We start from the raw sequence: 16,537 nt of genomic DNA, 5'->3' as shown, positions 1-16,537 counted from the left end.
TGTTTAGATGGGAAGATCAAGCTCCAACTGCTCGGACATCCCTTCAGCCGGCTTCTCTTCCAGCTCCGCCATCACTTTACGAATAAAAAGCTTCCTATGCAGCGGCGTAGGCCCGTAACGCAGCAGCATCTCTCTATGATGCTTGGTAGCATAACCTTTATGTACAGCCAAACCGTATTCCGGGAAGAGCTCGTCCCATTCGGCGCACATCCGGTCTCTTGTCACTTTGGCAATAACCGATGCAGCGGCAATGGACTGGCTTCGTGCATCCCCATGAATAATCGCCGTTTGCGGCATATCCATATCAACGGTCTCGGCATCGACCAGCAAATAATCCGGCCTCGTCTTTAATTGCTCGACCGCCTGTTTCATCGCCAATCTGGCAGCTTGTTTAATATTGATAGCTTCGATTGTATCCACATCGACGATACCAAGACCTACAGCCACAGCCTCATTCATAATTTGCTCGTACAGCGCATCTCGCTTCTTCTCCGACAGCTTCTTCGAATCGTTGACGCCTTCCAGTACATAGCCTTTGGGCAGGATGACCGCGGCCGCAACGACATCGCCGAATAGACAGCCTCTTCCGACCTCATCGATGCCGGCAATTAGGCCGAATCCTTGCTCCCATACGTCTTTCTCATGCTCCAGCAAGCTCTTCGCCCCTTTCCATCTCACCATTATAAGGGATTACCGCAGCGGCAAGCCATACCATTTTTTACATCCGGTTCGGCATCCACATAAAAAAGCCACCTGCGAAACAGGCTCATCGCCGTTTGCAAGTGACTTCTTCACTTGAGTTTCCTTATGGCTTTTCTAAAGAAATCCGTCCCATCTTCCCGGCACGAAGCTCTCGGATAATGATCAGGGACGCTTTGTCCAAATCGACCTTCCCGCCGCTGACAATGGCGCCGCGCTTTCGGCCGATAGCCTCCATGACTTGAATAACTTCATGGACGTTCTCCATATCTTCAGGCAGCTCGGTAATTCCGAATCTCTCTTGAAGACCCGTCCCGTAATTCTCTACCATGTACCGCACGACGAACAGCGCAATCTCGTCCAGATGGAGCAGCTCTTCCTTGATCGCCCCCGTCGCGGCTAGCCGCATACCAACGGTCTGATCCTCGAATTTCGGCCACAGAATACCCGGCGTATCCAGCAAATCCATCTCAGTCCCGACTTTAATCCACTGCTGCCCTTTGGTCACGCCAGGCTTATCGCCGGTCGCGGCAATTTTCTTGCCGGCCAATTGATTCGTCAGCGTCGATTTCCCGACGTTCGGAATCCCCACGATAAGAGCGCGTATCGCTCTAGGATTCATCCCTTTGCTGATCTGCTGCTCAATCTTGTGTGCCCAAAGCTGCTTCACCCGCGGCAAAATTTCTTTGACGTTCGTACCGTTCGCCGCATCAATCGGCAAAGCCGGCAAGCCAAGCTCTCCGAAATATTTGACCCATTGCGCCGTCACCTGCGGATCGGCCAAATCGCTTTTGTTCAAGAGCACCAATCGGGGCTTGCCCTTCAAAATCTCATCTACCATCGGGTTCCGGCTCGAGAGCGGTATGCGGGCATCCAGAAGCTCAATGACGACGTCAATCAGCTTCAGCTTTTCTTCAATCTGTCTCCGAGCTTTGGTCATGTGACCGGGAAACCATTGAATGGTCATTCTAGTTCACCTCAGAAATGTATAAAACTTATTTTGTTGACCGGCCAGAAAATGACTTCCGAGCGCCCTACGATTTTATTATAAGGCACGAAGCCAACGCTCTTGGCCCGGCTGTCCTTGGAATTCGGCCGGTTATCCCCCATCGCGAAGATTTCGCCGTCAGGCACTTTCGTTTCTGGGAAATCGGACAGAGTGTTATAGGCATGTCCCTCTTTATTCGCTTGCTCGATCGCTTCCTTGATATACGGTTGATCGATCTCCTGGCCGTTGATGAACACTTTATCGCCGGTTACTTTCACGGTTTCCCCTGGAAGCGCGATGACCCGTTTAATATAATCCTTGCCTTCCGGCGCATGGAAGACGATGACTTCTCCCCGCTTCGGCGCGCGGATATCATAAATAATTTTGTTAACAATGAGACGTTCGCCAGTAGAGAAGTTCGGCCTCATGGAATCCCCGTCGACGATGAACGGCGAGAACAGGAACCAACGGATGACAATGACCAGCACGCCGGCGATCACTAGCGCTTTGATCCATTCCCATGTTTCACTTTTGGCTGTTTTTGCAGGTGTTGAGCTTGCTTCCGCAGCAGCTGCGGCGTCTAAACCAGGCTGATCTTGCTCTTTCTGTTCCATCACTGACTGCCTCTTTTCCAGTTTTGGTTTATGTAAAAAGGTGCTGCAAAAAACGAAAAGGAGACTTGCCTAAACAAGCCCCCCGTTTTCTTATCGAATTTCTTTGATTCTTGCTGCTTTACCGCGAAGACCACGCAGGTAATAAAGTTTCGCACGACGAACTTTACCACGGCGAGCCACTTCGATTTTCTCGATTCTTGGAGAATGCAGCGGGAAAGTTCTTTCCACGCCAACACCGTAAGAAATTTTACGAACAGTAAACGTTTCGCTGATTCCACCGCCGTGGCGTTTGATCACAACACCTTCGAACAGCTGAATACGCTCACGCGAACCCTCGATAACTTTTACGTGTACTTTCAGAGTATCGCCAGGACGGAAACTTGGAATATCCGTACGGAGCTGCTCCTTAGTAATCTCTTGAATAAGATTCATAGTTGACTCCCTCCTTCCACACAGGTGTTCATTCCGCCGATCTACAAGTTAAATCTAAGTTGTTATGCGTAGAGGACCACCAGACTCGAGCTGTTGAAAAATCACAACAGAATATATAATATCATAGACAGGAAAGAAATTCAATAGAGAAGTTTTGGGGGCTACTTCTTTGGATTTCGCTCCTGCCATTCGGCCAGCCAGGCCTTTTCTTCCTTCGTAAACTCCCTGCCTTCGAGCAAATCCGGACGTCGCTCCAGTGTGCGGAATAACGATTCCTTGCGCCTCCAGCGCCGTACATTCTCATGATGGCCGGACAACAGCATCTCCGGCACTTCCCACTCTCTGAATTTGGCGGGACGCGTATAATGAGGATACTCCAGCAGGCCTGTCGAGAACGAATCCGTCACAGCCGACATCTCATTGCCGAGTACTCCGGGCAGAAGCCTTACTACACTGTCTATAACGACCATGGCAGGCAGTTCTCCACCGGTAAGCACATAATCGCCAATGGAGAGCTCGTCCGTCACCAGGTATTGCCTAATCCGCTCATCGTAGCCTTCATAATGTCCGCAAATAAACACGAGGTGCTGCTCGCAGGACAATTCTTCAGCCACCTTCTGTGTGAACGGTTTGCCTTGCGGACACATGAGAATAACCCTCGGCTTCACCGAGCCGCCTTCGGCGTCCTCGCCCACAGGCAGATCCTCCACCGCCGCAAAGATCGGCTCCGGCTTCAATACCATTCCGCCTCCGCCGCCATAAGGATAATCGTCGACCGTATTATGCTTATTATTGGAGTAATCCCGGAAATTCACGGTGTTCAGACTTACGATTCCCTTATCTCGAGCTTTTCCCAAAATGCTGGACGAGAATACGCCGTCAAACATTTCTGGGAACAAGGTCAGTACATCAATTCTCATTCCATTAACCCTTCCATCAGGTGAATCCGTATTGTCTTATTAGCGACATCTACATCCAGAATGACATCGTCAATAACCGGCAGCAGCAATTGCTTGCCTTTCGGCAAAGATACTACCCAAACATCGTTAGCTCCAGGCGTCAGTATTTCCGTAATCGGACCGAGCTCTTGGCCTTCTTCCGTAATGACCTTACAGCCAATAATTTCGTGGTAATAATATTCTCCCTCTTCGAGCGGCTGTTGATTCTTCGCATCGATTTTGAGGAGCGCTCCTTTGAACTTCTCCACATCGTTAATGTTGCTGAATTGTGCGAATTGCACGATAAACATATTTTTATGTAAGCGGGACGTTTGCACAGTCACCGGCGTTTGCTTATTTTGGGAGTCAACAATAACCAACTCGCTGCCTTTATCGAAACGTTCGGGGAAATCGGTTTCCGGTACAATCTTCAGTTCGCCGCGAATACCATGGGTATTGGCGATTTTACCAATCGTCATCAATTTATCCGCCATTTGCGCTTGCTAACCTCCACTTTATTGTGCCTTATGCAAGTCCATATAAGAAAAAGGCTAGGAATAGAATCCTAACCTAATTTCTTATGAAACGATCTCTACGGCTACCCGTTTCGTTTCTTTCACTGCTGCCGACGTGACCACCGTGCGGAGCGACTTCGCAATCTTCCCTTGCTTGCCGATCACTTTCCCGACATCGTCGGGGTGAACGGAAAGCCTGTACTCGATTTTGTCATCCTTCTCCACGACAGCGACACGCACTTCTTCCGGATGATCAACAAGAGCCTTAGCAATAACGGTGATAAGATCCTTCATGAAAACACCCTCCGAAGTGAACAGATTACTTCTGTAATTTCAGCTCGTGAAACTTAGTCATCAAACCTGCTTTGGAGAACAGGCTGCGAACTGTATCGGACGGTTGAGCGCCAATTTGAAGCCATTTCAGCGCTTTCTCCTCATCAAGGTTAACAGCTGCCGGTTCAGCAATTGGGTTATAAGTACCGATTTCTTCGATAAAACGACCATCACGCGGGGAACGGGAATCCGAAACCACCACACGGTAGAAAGGAGCTTTGTGAGCACCTGCACGTTTAAGACGAATACGTACTGCCATGAATCATTCACCTCCTAATTAGAATAAAAACACCTTATATTTAGAACGGGAATTTAAATCCCTTGCCCAGCTTCTTCATTCCTTTGGGCCCCTTAGGTCCCATCATGCCGGAGAACTGCTTCATCATTTTGCGCATATCGTCAAATTGCTTGATGAACCGATTCACTTCCTGTACGGAATTGCCGCTTCCCAGCGCAATTCGCTTGCGGCGGCTTGCGTTCAGCAGCTCCGGCTTGCGCTTCTCTTCCTTGGTCATCGACTTCACAATCGCCTCGACGCGGGCCATCTGCTTGTCGTCCACCTTCATATCCTTCATGCCTTTGATCTTGTTCGCACCCGGCAGCATCTCCAGGATTTGATCAAGCGGCCCCATCTTCTTCACCTGCTCCATCTGGTCAAGGAAATCATCGAACGTGAACTCGGCGTTGCGCATTTTGCGCTCCATCTCTTTCGCCTTGTCCATGTCGATGCCGGCTTGCGCCTTCTCGATCAGTGTCAGCATGTCGCCCATGCCGAGAATTCTGGAGGCCATCCGGTCTGGGAAGAAAGGTTCCAAAGCATCCATCTTCTCGCCGCTCGCGACGAACTTAATCGGGCAGCCGGTTACGGCTTTGACGGATAACGCCGCACCACCGCGGGTATCGCCGTCCAGCTTCGTGAGGACTACGCCCGTGAGTTCCAGCTGTTGGTGGAAGCTCTCTGCGACGTTCACGGCATCTTGACCCGTCATCGCATCGACAACGAGCAATATTTCGTCGGGCGTAACAGCGGCGCGCACATTTTTCAGTTCATCCATCAAATTCTCGTCAATGTGGAGGCGCCCCGCGGTATCGATGATCACATAATCGTGGCCATGATCTTTGGCGTGCTGCAGCCCTTGCTTGGCGATATCGACCGGATTCACTTGATCTCCCAGTGCGAAGACAGGAACCTTCAACTGCTCTCCGAGCACCTGCAGCTGTTTGATCGCAGCGGGACGATAAATGTCGCACGCGACAAGCAGCGGTCTATGGTTTTGTTTGACCAGCATCTTCGCCAGCTTACCGGACGTCGTCGTTTTACCTGCCCCTTGCAGACCTGCCATCATAATGACGGTCGGCGGCCGGTTCGAACGAGCCAGCTTGCTCTGCGTACCGCCCATGAGCGCCGTAAGCTCTTTGTTCACGATGTCGATAACAACCATGCCCGGCGTGAAGGACTTCATGACTTCTTGTCCGATCGCCTGCTCCTTCACTTTGGCAATAAAGTCTTTGACGACTTTAAAGTTCACGTCCGCTTCAAGCAGAGCGAGCCGTACCTCGCGAAGCGCTTCGCCTACATCTTCTTCCGTCAGCTTACCTTTGCTTCTCAGCTTTCCAAAAACGTTCTGTAACCGGTTTGCCAATCCTTCAAATGCCATGCGCTTCACCTCCTGCTTGGACTATGATCAGTCGATCTCTATTATTGTATCAAAAAGCTCCGTCGTTTTCCTCTTCAGCTCAGGATCACAGCTTGTCAGCAATTGGTCCAGTTCGGTGCGAAGCTTCACGCGTTGTTCATGCTTATGTAACAGATGCAGCTTAGCTTCATATTCCTGCAAAGTCAATTCTGCACGCTTAATATGCTCATACACCGCTTGGCGGCTAATTTCGAAATTCTCGGCGATTTCTCCTAGCGAGTAGTCGTCGTGAAAGTACAATCTGAGAAACGTTCTCTGCTTCTCGGTCAAAAGGGGTTCATAGAAGTCAAACAGCAGATTGATGCGATTCGTTTTCGCGAGCATTTGATCAACCGTCATGACTCCACCTCCGTAAAGGTTGCGCCCTTGACAGCAGCACAACATGACCTATCATACTGAATTCCGGAATGAATGTCAAGCGTTTTACCTTGTCAGTATTTCAAACAAAAAAATCCCCCGCCAACCGTAGAGGCTGAGGGGATTTCCCGCTTAGTCTTCTTCTTTGGTCTCGCCCATCCATTTGCCGAACAAAGCGTGCACGAATTGCTCCGAATCAAACGGCTGGAGATCGTCCATTTTCTCGCCGAGGCCGACGAATTTCACCGGCAGCGACAATTCCTGGCGGATCGCCACGACGATCCCGCCTTTGGCCGTGCCGTCCAGCTTGGACAGCACAAGTCCGGTCAGGCCGGTCTTGTCTCCGAAGAGCTTGGCTTGGCTGAGCGCATTCTGCCCTGTTGTCGCATCCAGAACGAGGATCACCTCATGCGGAGCGTCCGGCACTTCGCGTTGGATAACGCGGTAAATCTTGTTCAGCTCCTCCATGAGATTCACTTTGTTCTGCAAGCGGCCGGCCGTATCGCACAGCAAGATATCGACGCCGCGCGTCTTAGCGGCCTGTACGGCATCATACATAACCGCAGCCGGGTCAGCGCCCGATTGCTGCTTAATGACATCGACGCCGACACGCTCGCCCCACGTTTCCAGCTGCTCGATCGCTCCCGCACGGAATGTGTCGCCTGCGGCCATAAGCACCTTTTTCCCTTGGGATTTGAACATGTGCGCCATTTTTCCGATCGTTGTCGTTTTGCCTACGCCATTGACGCCAACGAACAAAATAACGGATAATCCGTTCGGATTTAGGTTAAGCCCCGCATCGGCATCGCCCTTGAGCAGCTCGATCAGCTTCTCGGACAGAATAGGCTGCAGCTCCGCCGGATTCTCGATCTTCCGTTTCTTCACTTCCGCACGCAGCTGGTCGATCAGCTTGAGCACGGTATTCACACCGACATCGGCGCCGATTAGAATCTCTTCCAGCTCTTCATAAAAGTCTTCGTCAATCTTCTTGCGCCGGGAGAATAGGTCGTCGACTCGCTCCACGAACACATCTCTCGTTTTGGCTAGGCCTTCCTTGAACTTATTCGTTACCGCTTCGGCCTTGCTGGAAATGCTCTCTTTCAACCGTTTAAAAAAACTCATAGTTCCTCCTAGAATATAACTTTAGCCAATTACGACGCGGACATCGCGGCTTCCTCATCCTCCAGACGGACGGAAACCAGCTTGGACACGCCGCCTTCCTGCATCGTCACCCCGTACAGAACATCCGCCTCTTCCATCGTTCCCTTACGGTGCGTGACCACGATGAATTGGGTCATCTCCGAGAATTCGCGCAAATATTCGGCAAAACGGGAGACGTTGGCCTCATCCAGTGCCGCTTCGACTTCATCCAGTACGCAGAATGGGACCGGCTTCACCCGAATAATGGAAAATAACAAAGCGATCGCGGTAAGCGCGCGCTCTCCTCCCGATAACAGCTGCAGATTTTGCAGCTTCTTGCCTGGCGGCTGGGCTACGATCTCAATCCCTGTATCCAGCATATTGTCCGGCTCGGATAAAATCAAATCGGCCCTGCCCCCGCCGAACAACTTGGCGAAGACGACGCCAAAATGCGAGCGAATGGCATCGAAGGTCGTTTTGAACCGCTTGGACATTTCCTGATCCATTTCCTTAATCACCTGATAAAGCGTAGTCTTGGCTTCGATCAAGTCGTTTTTCTGCGAGTCCAGAAACTCAAACCGCTCGGAGACCCTTGCATACTCTTCAATGGCCCCCAGGTTTACATCGCCCAAGGAGGCAATTTCGCGTTTGAGCTCCCGCACCTTCGATTGCGTGCCTTGAATATTCTCAGGGATCGGATACCGTTCTTTGGCCAGTTCATAGCTGAGCTCATACTCTTCCGCAAGCTTCTTCAGCATGTTCTCCAGCTCTACATCCAAACGCGTGACGCGCACTTCCGTTTGATGCAAGCTCTCTTCCACCTGCTTCAATTGCAGACGCTGTGCCCGCGTTTCGTTCTCTTCCTGCTCCAGCTTATGTAACCAGTCGGTACGTTCAGCCCGCTTGAAATCAATGCTTTCGGTGCATTGCTGCTTCTTCAGCTTGAGATCATTGAGCAGTTCGACTTGGAGCACGGTTTCCTGCTCGAGTGCGCTCATGTCTTGTTCCAGCTGCAGGAGCAGCCCGCGGTTCGTCTCCATCTCGCGATCGGCCTCGCTCAAATCCTGCTGCAAGCGCCGCTGCTGATCCTGGAGCGATTGCTTCTCCTGCGAAATCGAAGCGACCTTCACCTTCAGATCCGTTAGCTGGCTCTGCAGCTCCTCCTTCTCGGATTCGCTCGCTTTCCGAGTACTCTCGGCGTCGCGAATCGCTTGCTGCAAAGAGGCTTCTTCCTGCTGAAGCTCAGCCAGCGCCGTCTCCGCCTCCGCTTTCTTACGGGCGAGCTCCGCCTGTTCCTCCAAAAGCGATCCTCGATCTTGGCTGTCGAGTGAGAGCTGCTCATCCACTTTGCGGCTTTCCGATTCCAGCGGATTCAATTCCGCCCGAATTTGCTGCTCTTCGATACGCTTCTGTTCGCCTTGCTGGCGGAGCTGCTCGACGGTCATCATCTCATCGGTGATCTCCCGCTTCATCGCGCTGGATTGGCTGCGCAGCGTGCCTAACTGGCTTTCCGAGTTGCGAATCTCCAGATCCAGCTCCTCAATTTGCCGTTGGCGGCCCAACAGGTTGGTCGATTTCTTCTGCAAGCTTCCGCCTGTCATGGAGCCGCCCGGATTGACGACATCCCCTTCCAGCGTCACTACCCGGTAGCGGTACTGCGCTTTGGCCGCAATATGGTTGGCGTCTTCCAATGTCTGAGCCACAACCACATTGCCGAGAAGACTTGAGAAAATGTTCTGATACGTGTTGTCGAACGAAACGAGATCTACGGCGATGCCGACGAACCCTCTCGCCGATTTGAGCGAAGCGATCTCATGATCGCCAATGGACCGGCCTCGAATGACGTTCATCGGCAGGAATGTAGCTCGTCCCATTTGGCGCCGCTTCAAGAAGGCAATCGCTTCACGGCCGTCCGCCTCCGTTTCGACCACAATGTTCTGCAGCGCGCCCCCGAGCGCGGTTTCTATCGCAACCTCAACCTCTGCCGGCACTTTCACCAGTTCGGCCACCGCTCCGCGGATGCCTCGCAAATCCTTCCGGCTCTTGGCTTTGAGCACTTCCTTGACGCCCTGCATGAAGCCGTCGTAATCGCTCGCCATCTCTTTCATCGTGTCCCGGCGGGAGGTAAGCGCATCGAGCTTCTGCTCCCACTTGCGCACCATGCCCTGAGCTTCGTCGAGCAGCGTCTGCTTGCTCTTCAAACTCTGGGTCAACTGGACATACTGCTGCCGGATATCTTCAATTTCTTGAACCGTCTTCTCCAGCTTGTCGGTCAAATCTTGCTTGCGCTGTGCAATCTGGACGCGCTGTTCGTCCCATTTCAGCCGCTCATCGTCCAGCCGCTCCACCCTGCGCCCGATGCTCTCCGTTTGCTGTTCGGCATACCGGATTTCATTCCGGGCTTGCGCCATCCTGTTCAGTGTCTCGAGCAGTTCGCCTTTCAACTGATCCTCCGGGGAGGAGGAGATGCCCCCATTCACTCCGAGCAAGCGCTGCTCTTCCGCTGTCAGCTTCGCTTGAAATTCAAAGAGCTGCGCACCGATCTGAATAATTTTCTCGCGCTGCTCGCCGAGCTCCGCTTCCTTGTCGATTCTGCGCTGTTCCTGCATCGCAATCGTACTGCCGAGCTGTTGATGATTGGCTGCGTAGTTTTTCTTCCGTTCCTTGAGCACCTCGCCATGCCCTTCGCATTTCTCGAATTCCTCACTGAGAACAAGAAGCGTTTCCTGCAGCTTCTCCAGCTCCTCTTCGAGCCTGCGCGTCTCCCAGCGATGCTTCTCTAAGTGAGCGTCATGCTGGTTGACGACCGTCGCTAGCTCGGTCTGCTCCTTGGTGAGCTTCTCCAGCTTCTGCGACGCTTCATTCCAGGAAAGATAAATCTGGTCGATCTGATGAACGTACATCGCAATTTCACTGCTTTTGAGCGTTTCGCGAAGCTCTTTGTAACGAATCGCTTTCTCCGATTGCTCGCGAAGCGGCTCAATCTGATCCTCTAATTCAGAGACGAGGTCATGAATCCTGAGCAGATTTTGTTCGGTATCGTTTAACTTTTTCTCCGCTTCCCTCTTACGCGATTTATATTTAACAATCCCCGACGCTTCTTCAAAGATGCCGCGGCGATCTTCCGATTTCGTACTTAAAATCTCTTCGATACGGCCTTGTCCGATAATGGAATACGCCTCTTTCCCGATCCCCGTATCCATGAACAATTCCGTGATATCCTTCAATCGGCAGGGCTGCTTGTTGATCAAATACTCGCTTTCCCCGCTCCGGTGCACACGGCGAGTCACCGTGACTTCATTGAATTCAAGCGGAAGCGATTGCGACGTATTGTCCAGCGTCAGCGACACTTCCCCATAATTCACTGCACGGCGCGCATCGCTGCCCGCAAAAATAACGTCTTCCATTTTACCGCCGCGCAAAGACTTGGCGCTCTGCTCCCCCAACACCCAGCGGATGCCGTCGGAGATATTGCTTTTGCCGCTTCCGTTCGGACCGACGACCGCAGTGATACCGCGTACGAATTCCAGCTCCGTCCGGTCGGCGAAAGACTTAAACCCGGATAATTCAATCCGTTTCAAAAACATGGTCTCACCTCAGACATCATTGTAACATATCCCTTACTAAAATAAGAGAAAAAAACAAAAAGGCAGCCTCGGCTGCCCCTTTGTGCTATATGACTTACCGCTGAACGGTCACATTCAATTTCAACAATGCTTGGGCAGCTGCCTGCTGCTCAGCTTCTTTCTTGGAACGTCCTGCTCCGGTTCCCAGAAGGTCGGCATCCATGTGGACTTCAGCTACAAACTCACGTTCATGTGCAGGACCCCGCTCGTTGACGATGCGGTATTCCAGAGATCCCAAGCCATGATGTTGGGTATGCTCTTGCAATTGAGTCTTGTAATCAATAACGAGCAGCTTGCCTTCGCTGGAAATGTTGGCGAACACATGCTTGTTGAGAAAGCTTTTGACAACATCGATCCCTTGATCCAGGTACAAGGCACCGATGAAGGATTCAAACACATCGGCAAGAAGCGCCGGACGTTGACGCCCTCCGGTCAACTCCTCCCCTTTGCCCAGCAGAACGAAAGCGCCGAAATCTAATTCTTCAGCAAACGTAACAAGTGAGGGCTCACATACGATGGAGGCTCTGAGCTTCGTCAGCTCGCCTTCCGAGCGCCCCGGATAAGATTCATATAAAAATTCCGAAACGGTTAATTCCAAAACGGCATCGCCCAGAAATTCCAGACGTTCGTTATCTTTGTGTCCGGCAATCCGATGCTCATTGACATAGGAAGAATGGGTAAAAGCTTGCTTCAGCAGCTCGGATTTGCGAAACGAGATGCCGATCCGCCGCTGCAGTTCTTTAATATCGCGGTTCATTGTGCCTATTCACCACCCAGAGAGAATGATATTCCGTTATCTTTCTTCGCAGGCAGGCAAATTATGCTTGAAACCTTTTCATGATGATCGTGGCGTTATGTCCGCCAAAACCGAATGAATTGGACATCGCAATCTCCACTTGAGCTTGACGCGCCGTGTTCGGCACATAATCCAAGTCGCATTCGGGATCTTGGTTGTCCAAATTGATCGTAGGCGCAATGACGCTGTTCGCAATCGTCATACCGCAGATAACCGCTTCAACGCCACCGGCAGCTCCGAGCAAATGCCCCGTCATCGATTTGGTGGAGCTCACGGCTACTTTGTACGCGTGATCGCCAAGCGCTTTCTTGATGGCCGTCGTCTCGGATTTGTCGCCGACAGGCGTTGAAGTTCCATGCGCGTTGATATAAGTAATGGCTTCCGGCGCAATCCCGGCATCTTTGATCGCTCTGGACATACAGCGAGCCGCTCCGTCCGGATCCGGATCCGTCATGTGGTAGGCGTCGCCGCTCATACCGTAACCGATCACTTCCGCATAGATGCGTGCGCCGCGCTGCTGCGCATGTTCCAGCGATTCCAGAATCAGAACGCCCGAACCCTCGCCCATGACGAAGCCATCACGGTCCGTATCGAACGGACGGCTGGCTGCATGCGGGTCTTCGTTGCGCGTGGACATTGCGCGAAGCGCGCAGAATCCGGCCACACCGATCGGCGTAATCGTCGCTTCCGCACCGCCGCAGATCATCACGTCGGCATCGCCGCGCTGAATCATTTTGAAGGAATCCCCGATGGAATGCGTACCCGTCGCACAGGCGGTCACTGCCGTTGAGTTCGGTCCTTTCGCACCGGTGATCATCGAGATATGTCCGGAGGCCATATTCGCGATCATCATCGGGATGAAGAACGGCGATACGCGCTTCGGCCCTTTCTCCAGCAGCACTCTGTGCTGTTCTTCCCATGTGTTCAAGCCGCCGATACCGGAACCTACCGAGACGCCTACGCGTTCCGGGTCGGTATCCTCTTTGAGGTTCAAGTTCGCGTCTTTAAGGGCGTTCAGCGCACCTGCAACAGCGAACTGCACGAAGCGGTCCATCCGGCGGGACTCTTTGCGGTCCACATAATCTTCAATGTTGAAATCTTTAATCTCGGCGGCGATCCGCGTAGGGTATTCGCTTACATCAAAGTTCTCAATGGCGCTGACTCCGGATTTGCCGGATGTCAGGTTGCCCCAGAACGTTTCCAAATCTTGACCAAGGGCAGTAACTACGCCCATACCTGTAATTACAACTCTTTTCATTTGTACCACCTTCTATGTCGCGAATCTTCATATTTTTTAGTTGGGCCTGGAATGATGAGAAGTCCCGTCTTGATTAGAAACGGGACTCTGTAGACTATTACGTATGAGATTTTATGTAATTCGTAACTTCTCCTACAGTCGTAATCTTCTCAGCATCTTCATCGGAAATTTCTAAATCGAACTCATCTTCTAACTCCATTACTAATTCAACTACATCGAGAGAATCAGCACCAAGGTCTTCTTTGAAAGATGCTTCGAGGGTGACTTCAGATTCATCAACCCCTAGACGATCGACTACAATTCGTTTAACACGATCCAATACGTCGGACATCCGGTTCACCTCCTCTTTGGTATTATACGAGAATCTTTGACAGATTGCCAGTAGGCAAATCATAAGATTCTCCAGTGGCGAATCTTACATGTACATGCCGCCATCTACGTGGATGGTTTGGCCTGTCATGTAGGATGCATCGTCGGACGCCAGGAAGCGCACAACCTTCGCGATTTCCTCTGGCTGGCCAAGGCGTTCCAATGGAATTTGCTTCAACATTTGGTCGCGCATCTCGCCAGCCAGTTTGTCGGTCATATCGGTTTCGATAAAACCTGGCGCTACCGCATTCACGGTAATGCCTCTGGAAGCAAGCTCCTTCGCCGTCGCCTTGGTCAAGCCAATGACGCCGGCTTTGGCTGCTACATAGTTGGCCTGACCCGGGTTACCGAGCACGCCGACTACAGAAGATATATTGATGATTCGACCAAAGCGCTGTTTCATCATCGGGCGTGTCACGGCTTTGACGCAATTGAACACACCTTTCAGGTTTGTAGCGATAACTTGATCGAATTCTTCTTCCTTCATTCGCATGATTAGATTGTCTCTTGTAATACCTGCATTATTCACAAGAATATCAATTTTACCAAAAAATTCAATGGTTTTCTTCACTAGATCTTCGGATTCCTGATAGGAGCTTACATCGGCGCGCAATTTAATCGCTTTGCGTCCCATCGCTTCAATGGCGGATACCACTTCAGCGGCAGCCGCTTCGCTTCCTGCATAGTTCACCGCAACATCGGCGCCCTGCTCAGCCAAATGAAGCGCAATCGCCCGCCCGATTCCCCGGGATGCACCGGTCACCAGTGCCACTTTACCAGTCAGCATCATGCTTGTACCTCCTGCAAGTACTTGTTCAAAGCCTCAAGACTTCCGATCGATACGGTCTTCACCGTTTTGTCGACCTTCTTGATCAAACCGGCAAGCACCGTTCCCGAGCCTAGCTCAATGAATGTGTCGACGCCTTGGCTGATCAGATAAGCAACCGTGTCCTCCCACAGTACCGGGGAGTATACCTGCTCGACGAGCAAGCCGCAGATGTCGCCCGGTTCAGTCACTGGACGAGCCGTCACGTTAGCCACCACGGGCACCGAGGCTGCGCGCATCTCGACGGACGCCAGCACCTCTGCAAGGCGCTCAGAGGCCGGCTTCATGAGCGAAGAGTGGAACGGCCCGCTCACCTCGAGCGGAATGGCCCGCTTCGCTCCGGCTTCCTTGCAGCGTTCGACAACGGCTGCAACGCCTTCCTTACTGCCCGAGACGACGATCTGCCCCGGGCAGTTCACATTAGCGAGCTCCACGACGGAGCCGCCGCTCGTGATGGCCGTGCACAGCTGCGCAAGCGCTTCGCGCTCGGCTCCGAGCACGGCCGCCATGGCGCCCAGGCCGCCCGGGACGGCCTGTTCCATGAACTCGCCGCGGGCCCGCACGGTGCGGACCGCGTCCTCGAACCCGAGCACGCCGGCGGCGACGAGCGCGCTGTATTCGCCAAGACTATGTCCCGCGACATAGTCGGGCGTGATGCCCGCAGCCTTGAACGCTTCGAGACAAGCGATGCTTGTCGTGAGCAGCGCCGGCTGCGTGTGGTACGTGATCTTCAACTGGTCCTCCGGACCTTGGAAGATCAGGTTGGATAAAGCGAAACCCAGCGTCTCATCGGCCCGGTCGAAATACGCCTTGGCGGCAGGGTGGTTCGTATACAGGTCTTGTCCCATCCCTACGGATTGTGAACCTTGGCCTGGAAAAACAAAAGCGATTTTACCCATACGAGAAAAAGATCTCCTTTGGCTTTTAGAATAAAATAATGTGCAGAATGGCCCTTACTTACCAGACCATCGCCGTGGCGCCCCAAGTCAAGCCGCCGCCGAAACCGACCAGCACCAGGCGGGTCCCTTCTTTCAATCGGCCCTCTTCCCAAGCTTCTGCAAGTGCAACCGGTATGGAAGCCGCGGACATGTTGCCATATCTGTCGATATTGACGATACACTTGTCATCCGTTAATTCCAATCGGTTCAGCGAGGATTGAATGATGCGCATATTCGCTTGGTGTGGCACCAGCAGGTCGATATCCGACTTGTCCCAGCCTGCTTTGCGCAGCGCTTCGTCGGCCGCGTTCCCCATGATACGCACGGCGAATTTGAACACCTCTGCACCGGCCATGTAAATGTAGTGCAGACGCTGATCAATCGACGATTGCGAAGCAGGATTGCGCGATCCGCCGCCTTCGATCTTGAGCAGCGGTCCGCCTGAACCGTCGGCGCCGAGCTCGAACGATTTGAAGCCTCTGCCTTCCGGCACTTCTCCGATGACGACGGCCCCGGCCCCGTCTCCAAACAGGATGCAGGTGTTACGGTCCGTATAGTCCGTAATTTTGGATAATGTGTCTGCGCCGATAACCAGCGCATATTTATAAGTGCCTGTAGCAATGAAATTAGAGGCGTTGGCCAGTCCATAAACGAAGCCGGAGCATGCTGCGGACAAATCGAACGCCGCTGCCTTCTTGGCGCCCAGCTTCTCTTGCAGAATGCAAGCCGTCGACGGGAATGCCATATCCGGCGTAATCGTCGACACAACGATCAAATCGAGCTGATCGGCCGTAATTCCAGCGTTAGCCAATGCGACCAGCGAAGCTTCATAGCACAGATCGGAGGTAGCTTGTCCCTCTGCTGCGATCCTTCTCTCGCGAATGCCTGTCCGCGTCACGATCCACTCGTCATTCGTGTCGACCATCGTCTCCAGCTCTTGATTCGTCAATATTCGATCAGGTACATACTTACCTGTACCGAGTACTCCTACTGGTATTAGGTTCATGTTGT

General features: G+C 52.4%; 18 protein-coding genes. All 18 read right to left on the bottom strand.

The features are described 5' to 3' along the window. Positions 1–3: 3 nt before the first annotated feature. Positions 4–654: a ribonuclease HII gene (locus PUT07_RS24530; protein ID WP_274471666.1), complete on the bottom strand. Its 651-nt coding sequence runs from the start codon at positions 652–654 to the stop codon at positions 4–6. Between the two features lie 151 nt (positions 655–805). Continuing rightward, entirely contained in the window at positions 806–1,666 is an 861-nt protein-coding gene (gene ylqF / locus PUT07_RS24525; protein ID WP_274471288.1) for a ribosome biogenesis GTPase YlqF, read from the bottom strand. A gap of 11 nt (positions 1,667–1,677) precedes the next feature. Further along, a complete protein-coding gene (gene lepB / locus PUT07_RS24520) occupies positions 1,678–2,301 on the bottom strand; it encodes a signal peptidase I (protein WP_379240518.1) in 624 nt (207 codons plus the stop codon). Positions 2,302–2,391: 90 nt separating this feature from the next. Further along, entirely contained in the window at positions 2,392–2,733 is a 342-nt protein-coding gene (gene rplS / locus PUT07_RS24515) for a 50S ribosomal protein L19 (RefSeq protein WP_274471286.1), read from the bottom strand. 161 nt (positions 2,734–2,894) lie between these two features. Further along, positions 2,895–3,653: a tRNA (guanosine(37)-N1)-methyltransferase TrmD gene (gene trmD / locus PUT07_RS24510; protein ID WP_274471285.1), complete on the bottom strand. Its 759-nt coding sequence runs from the start codon at positions 3,651–3,653 to the stop codon at positions 2,895–2,897. Beyond that, positions 3,650–4,165, bottom strand: a complete 516-nt coding sequence (gene rimM / locus PUT07_RS24505) for a ribosome maturation factor RimM (protein ID WP_274471283.1) — start codon at positions 4,163–4,165, stop codon at positions 3,650–3,652. Before rimM ends, trmD begins: the two co-directional genes overlap by 4 nt. 84 nt (positions 4,166–4,249) lie before the next feature. Then, positions 4,250–4,480: a KH domain-containing protein gene (locus PUT07_RS24500; protein WP_047672782.1), complete on the bottom strand. Its 231-nt coding sequence runs from the start codon at positions 4,478–4,480 to the stop codon at positions 4,250–4,252. 25 nt (positions 4,481–4,505) lie between these two features. Continuing rightward, positions 4,506–4,778: a 30S ribosomal protein S16 gene (rpsP, locus tag PUT07_RS24495; RefSeq protein WP_274471282.1), complete on the bottom strand. Its 273-nt coding sequence runs from the start codon at positions 4,776–4,778 to the stop codon at positions 4,506–4,508. A gap of 40 nt (positions 4,779–4,818) precedes the next feature. Beyond that, positions 4,819–6,177 carry a signal recognition particle protein gene (gene ffh / locus PUT07_RS24490; protein ID WP_274471280.1) on the bottom strand — a complete coding sequence of 453 codons (1,359 nt, stop codon included), beginning with the start codon at positions 6,175–6,177 and terminating at the stop codon, positions 4,819–4,821. A gap of 27 nt (positions 6,178–6,204) precedes the next feature. Continuing rightward, entirely contained in the window at positions 6,205–6,555 is a 351-nt protein-coding gene (locus PUT07_RS24485; RefSeq protein ID WP_274471279.1) for a putative DNA-binding protein, read from the bottom strand. A gap of 150 nt (positions 6,556–6,705) precedes the next feature. Next, the gene (gene ftsY, locus PUT07_RS24480; protein ID WP_274471276.1) at positions 6,706–7,695 is read right to left on the bottom strand and encodes a signal recognition particle-docking protein FtsY; all 990 of its coding nucleotides are present in this window, start codon (positions 7,693–7,695) and stop codon (positions 6,706–6,708) included. Between the two features lie 29 nt (positions 7,696–7,724). Beyond that, positions 7,725–11,300 carry a chromosome segregation protein SMC gene (gene smc / locus PUT07_RS24475; protein ID WP_274471275.1) on the bottom strand — a complete coding sequence of 1,192 codons (3,576 nt, stop codon included), beginning with the start codon at positions 11,298–11,300 and terminating at the stop codon, positions 7,725–7,727. Positions 11,301–11,394: 94 nt separating this feature from the next. Beyond that, positions 11,395–12,096, bottom strand: coding sequence for a ribonuclease III (gene rnc, locus PUT07_RS24470; RefSeq protein ID WP_274471273.1), 702 nt, complete (start codon positions 12,094–12,096; stop codon positions 11,395–11,397). 61 nt (positions 12,097–12,157) lie between these two features. Further along, the gene (gene fabF / locus PUT07_RS24465; protein ID WP_274471272.1) at positions 12,158–13,393 is read right to left on the bottom strand and encodes a beta-ketoacyl-ACP synthase II; all 1,236 of its coding nucleotides are present in this window, start codon (positions 13,391–13,393) and stop codon (positions 12,158–12,160) included. 97 nt (positions 13,394–13,490) lie between these two features. Then, positions 13,491–13,724 (bottom strand): acyl carrier protein, encoded by a 234-nt coding sequence (gene acpP, locus PUT07_RS24460; protein ID WP_126142285.1) that lies wholly within the window; start codon positions 13,722–13,724, stop codon positions 13,491–13,493. A gap of 84 nt (positions 13,725–13,808) precedes the next feature. Further along, a complete protein-coding gene (fabG, locus tag PUT07_RS24455; RefSeq protein ID WP_274471665.1) occupies positions 13,809–14,549 on the bottom strand; it encodes a 3-oxoacyl-[acyl-carrier-protein] reductase in 741 nt (246 codons plus the stop codon). Further along, on the bottom strand, positions 14,549–15,487 hold the full coding sequence (gene fabD, locus PUT07_RS24450) for an ACP S-malonyltransferase (RefSeq protein WP_274471271.1): 939 nt from the start codon (positions 15,485–15,487) through the stop codon (positions 14,549–14,551). The genes fabG and fabD overlap by 1 nt, the downstream gene beginning before the upstream one ends. Before the next feature lie 58 nt (positions 15,488–15,545). Further along, positions 15,546–16,532 carry a beta-ketoacyl-ACP synthase III gene (locus PUT07_RS24445; protein WP_274471270.1) on the bottom strand — a complete coding sequence of 329 codons (987 nt, stop codon included), beginning with the start codon at positions 16,530–16,532 and terminating at the stop codon, positions 15,546–15,548. Positions 16,533–16,537 lie beyond the last annotated feature (5 nt).

Origin of the sequence: Paenibacillus sp. MAHUQ-63 (assembly GCF_028765165.1) — a bacterium.
Classification (GTDB): Bacteria; Bacillota; Bacilli; order Paenibacillales; family NBRC-103111; genus Paenibacillus_E.
Note: the sequence above shows the minus strand (reverse complement) of the source record. Positions and strands in the feature narration are given on the sequence as shown.

Bases quoted from the DNA above. Each gene is read 5' to 3' on its own strand.
- ylqF (WP_274471288.1), bottom strand. From the start codon at position 1,666: ATGACCATTCAATGGTTTCCCGGTCACATGACCAAAGCTCGGAGACAG.
- lepB (WP_379240518.1), bottom strand. From the start codon at position 2,301: ATGGAACAGAAAGAGCAAGATCAGCCTGGTTTAGACGCCGCAGCTGCT.
- rplS (WP_274471286.1), bottom strand. From the start codon at position 2,733: ATGAATCTTATTCAAGAGATTACTAAGGAGCAGCTCCGTACGGATATT.
- trmD (WP_274471285.1), bottom strand. From the start codon at position 3,653: ATGAGAATTGATGTACTGACCTTGTTCCCAGAAATGTTTGACGGCGTA.
- rimM (WP_274471283.1), bottom strand. From the start codon at position 4,165: ATGGCGGATAAATTGATGACGATTGGTAAAATCGCCAATACCCATGGT.
- PUT07_RS24500 (WP_047672782.1), bottom strand. From the start codon at position 4,480: ATGAAGGATCTTATCACCGTTATTGCTAAGGCTCTTGTTGATCATCCG.
- rpsP (WP_274471282.1), bottom strand. From the start codon at position 4,778: ATGGCAGTACGTATTCGTCTTAAACGTGCAGGTGCTCACAAAGCTCCT.
- ffh (WP_274471280.1), bottom strand. From the start codon at position 6,177: ATGGCATTTGAAGGATTGGCAAACCGGTTACAGAACGTTTTTGGAAAG.
- PUT07_RS24485 (WP_274471279.1), bottom strand. From the start codon at position 6,555: ATGACGGTTGATCAAATGCTCGCGAAAACGAATCGCATCAATCTGCTG.
- ftsY (WP_274471276.1), bottom strand. From the start codon at position 7,695: ATGAGTTTTTTTAAACGGTTGAAAGAGAGCATTTCCAGCAAGGCCGAA.
- smc (WP_274471275.1), bottom strand. From the start codon at position 11,300: ATGTTTTTGAAACGGATTGAATTATCCGGGTTTAAGTCTTTCGCCGAC.
- rnc (WP_274471273.1), bottom strand. From the start codon at position 12,096: ATGAACCGCGATATTAAAGAACTGCAGCGGCGGATCGGCATCTCGTTT.
- fabF (WP_274471272.1), bottom strand. From the start codon at position 13,393: ATGAAAAGAGTTGTAATTACAGGTATGGGCGTAGTTACTGCCCTTGGT.
- acpP (WP_126142285.1), bottom strand. From the start codon at position 13,724: ATGTCCGACGTATTGGATCGTGTTAAACGAATTGTAGTCGATCGTCTA.
- fabG (WP_274471665.1), bottom strand. From the start codon at position 14,549: ATGCTGACTGGTAAAGTGGCACTGGTGACCGGTGCATCCCGGGGAATC.
- fabD (WP_274471271.1), bottom strand. From the start codon at position 15,487: ATGGGTAAAATCGCTTTTGTTTTTCCAGGCCAAGGTTCACAATCCGTA.
- PUT07_RS24445 (WP_274471270.1), bottom strand. From the start codon at position 16,532: ATGAACCTAATACCAGTAGGAGTACTCGGTACAGGTAAGTATGTACCT.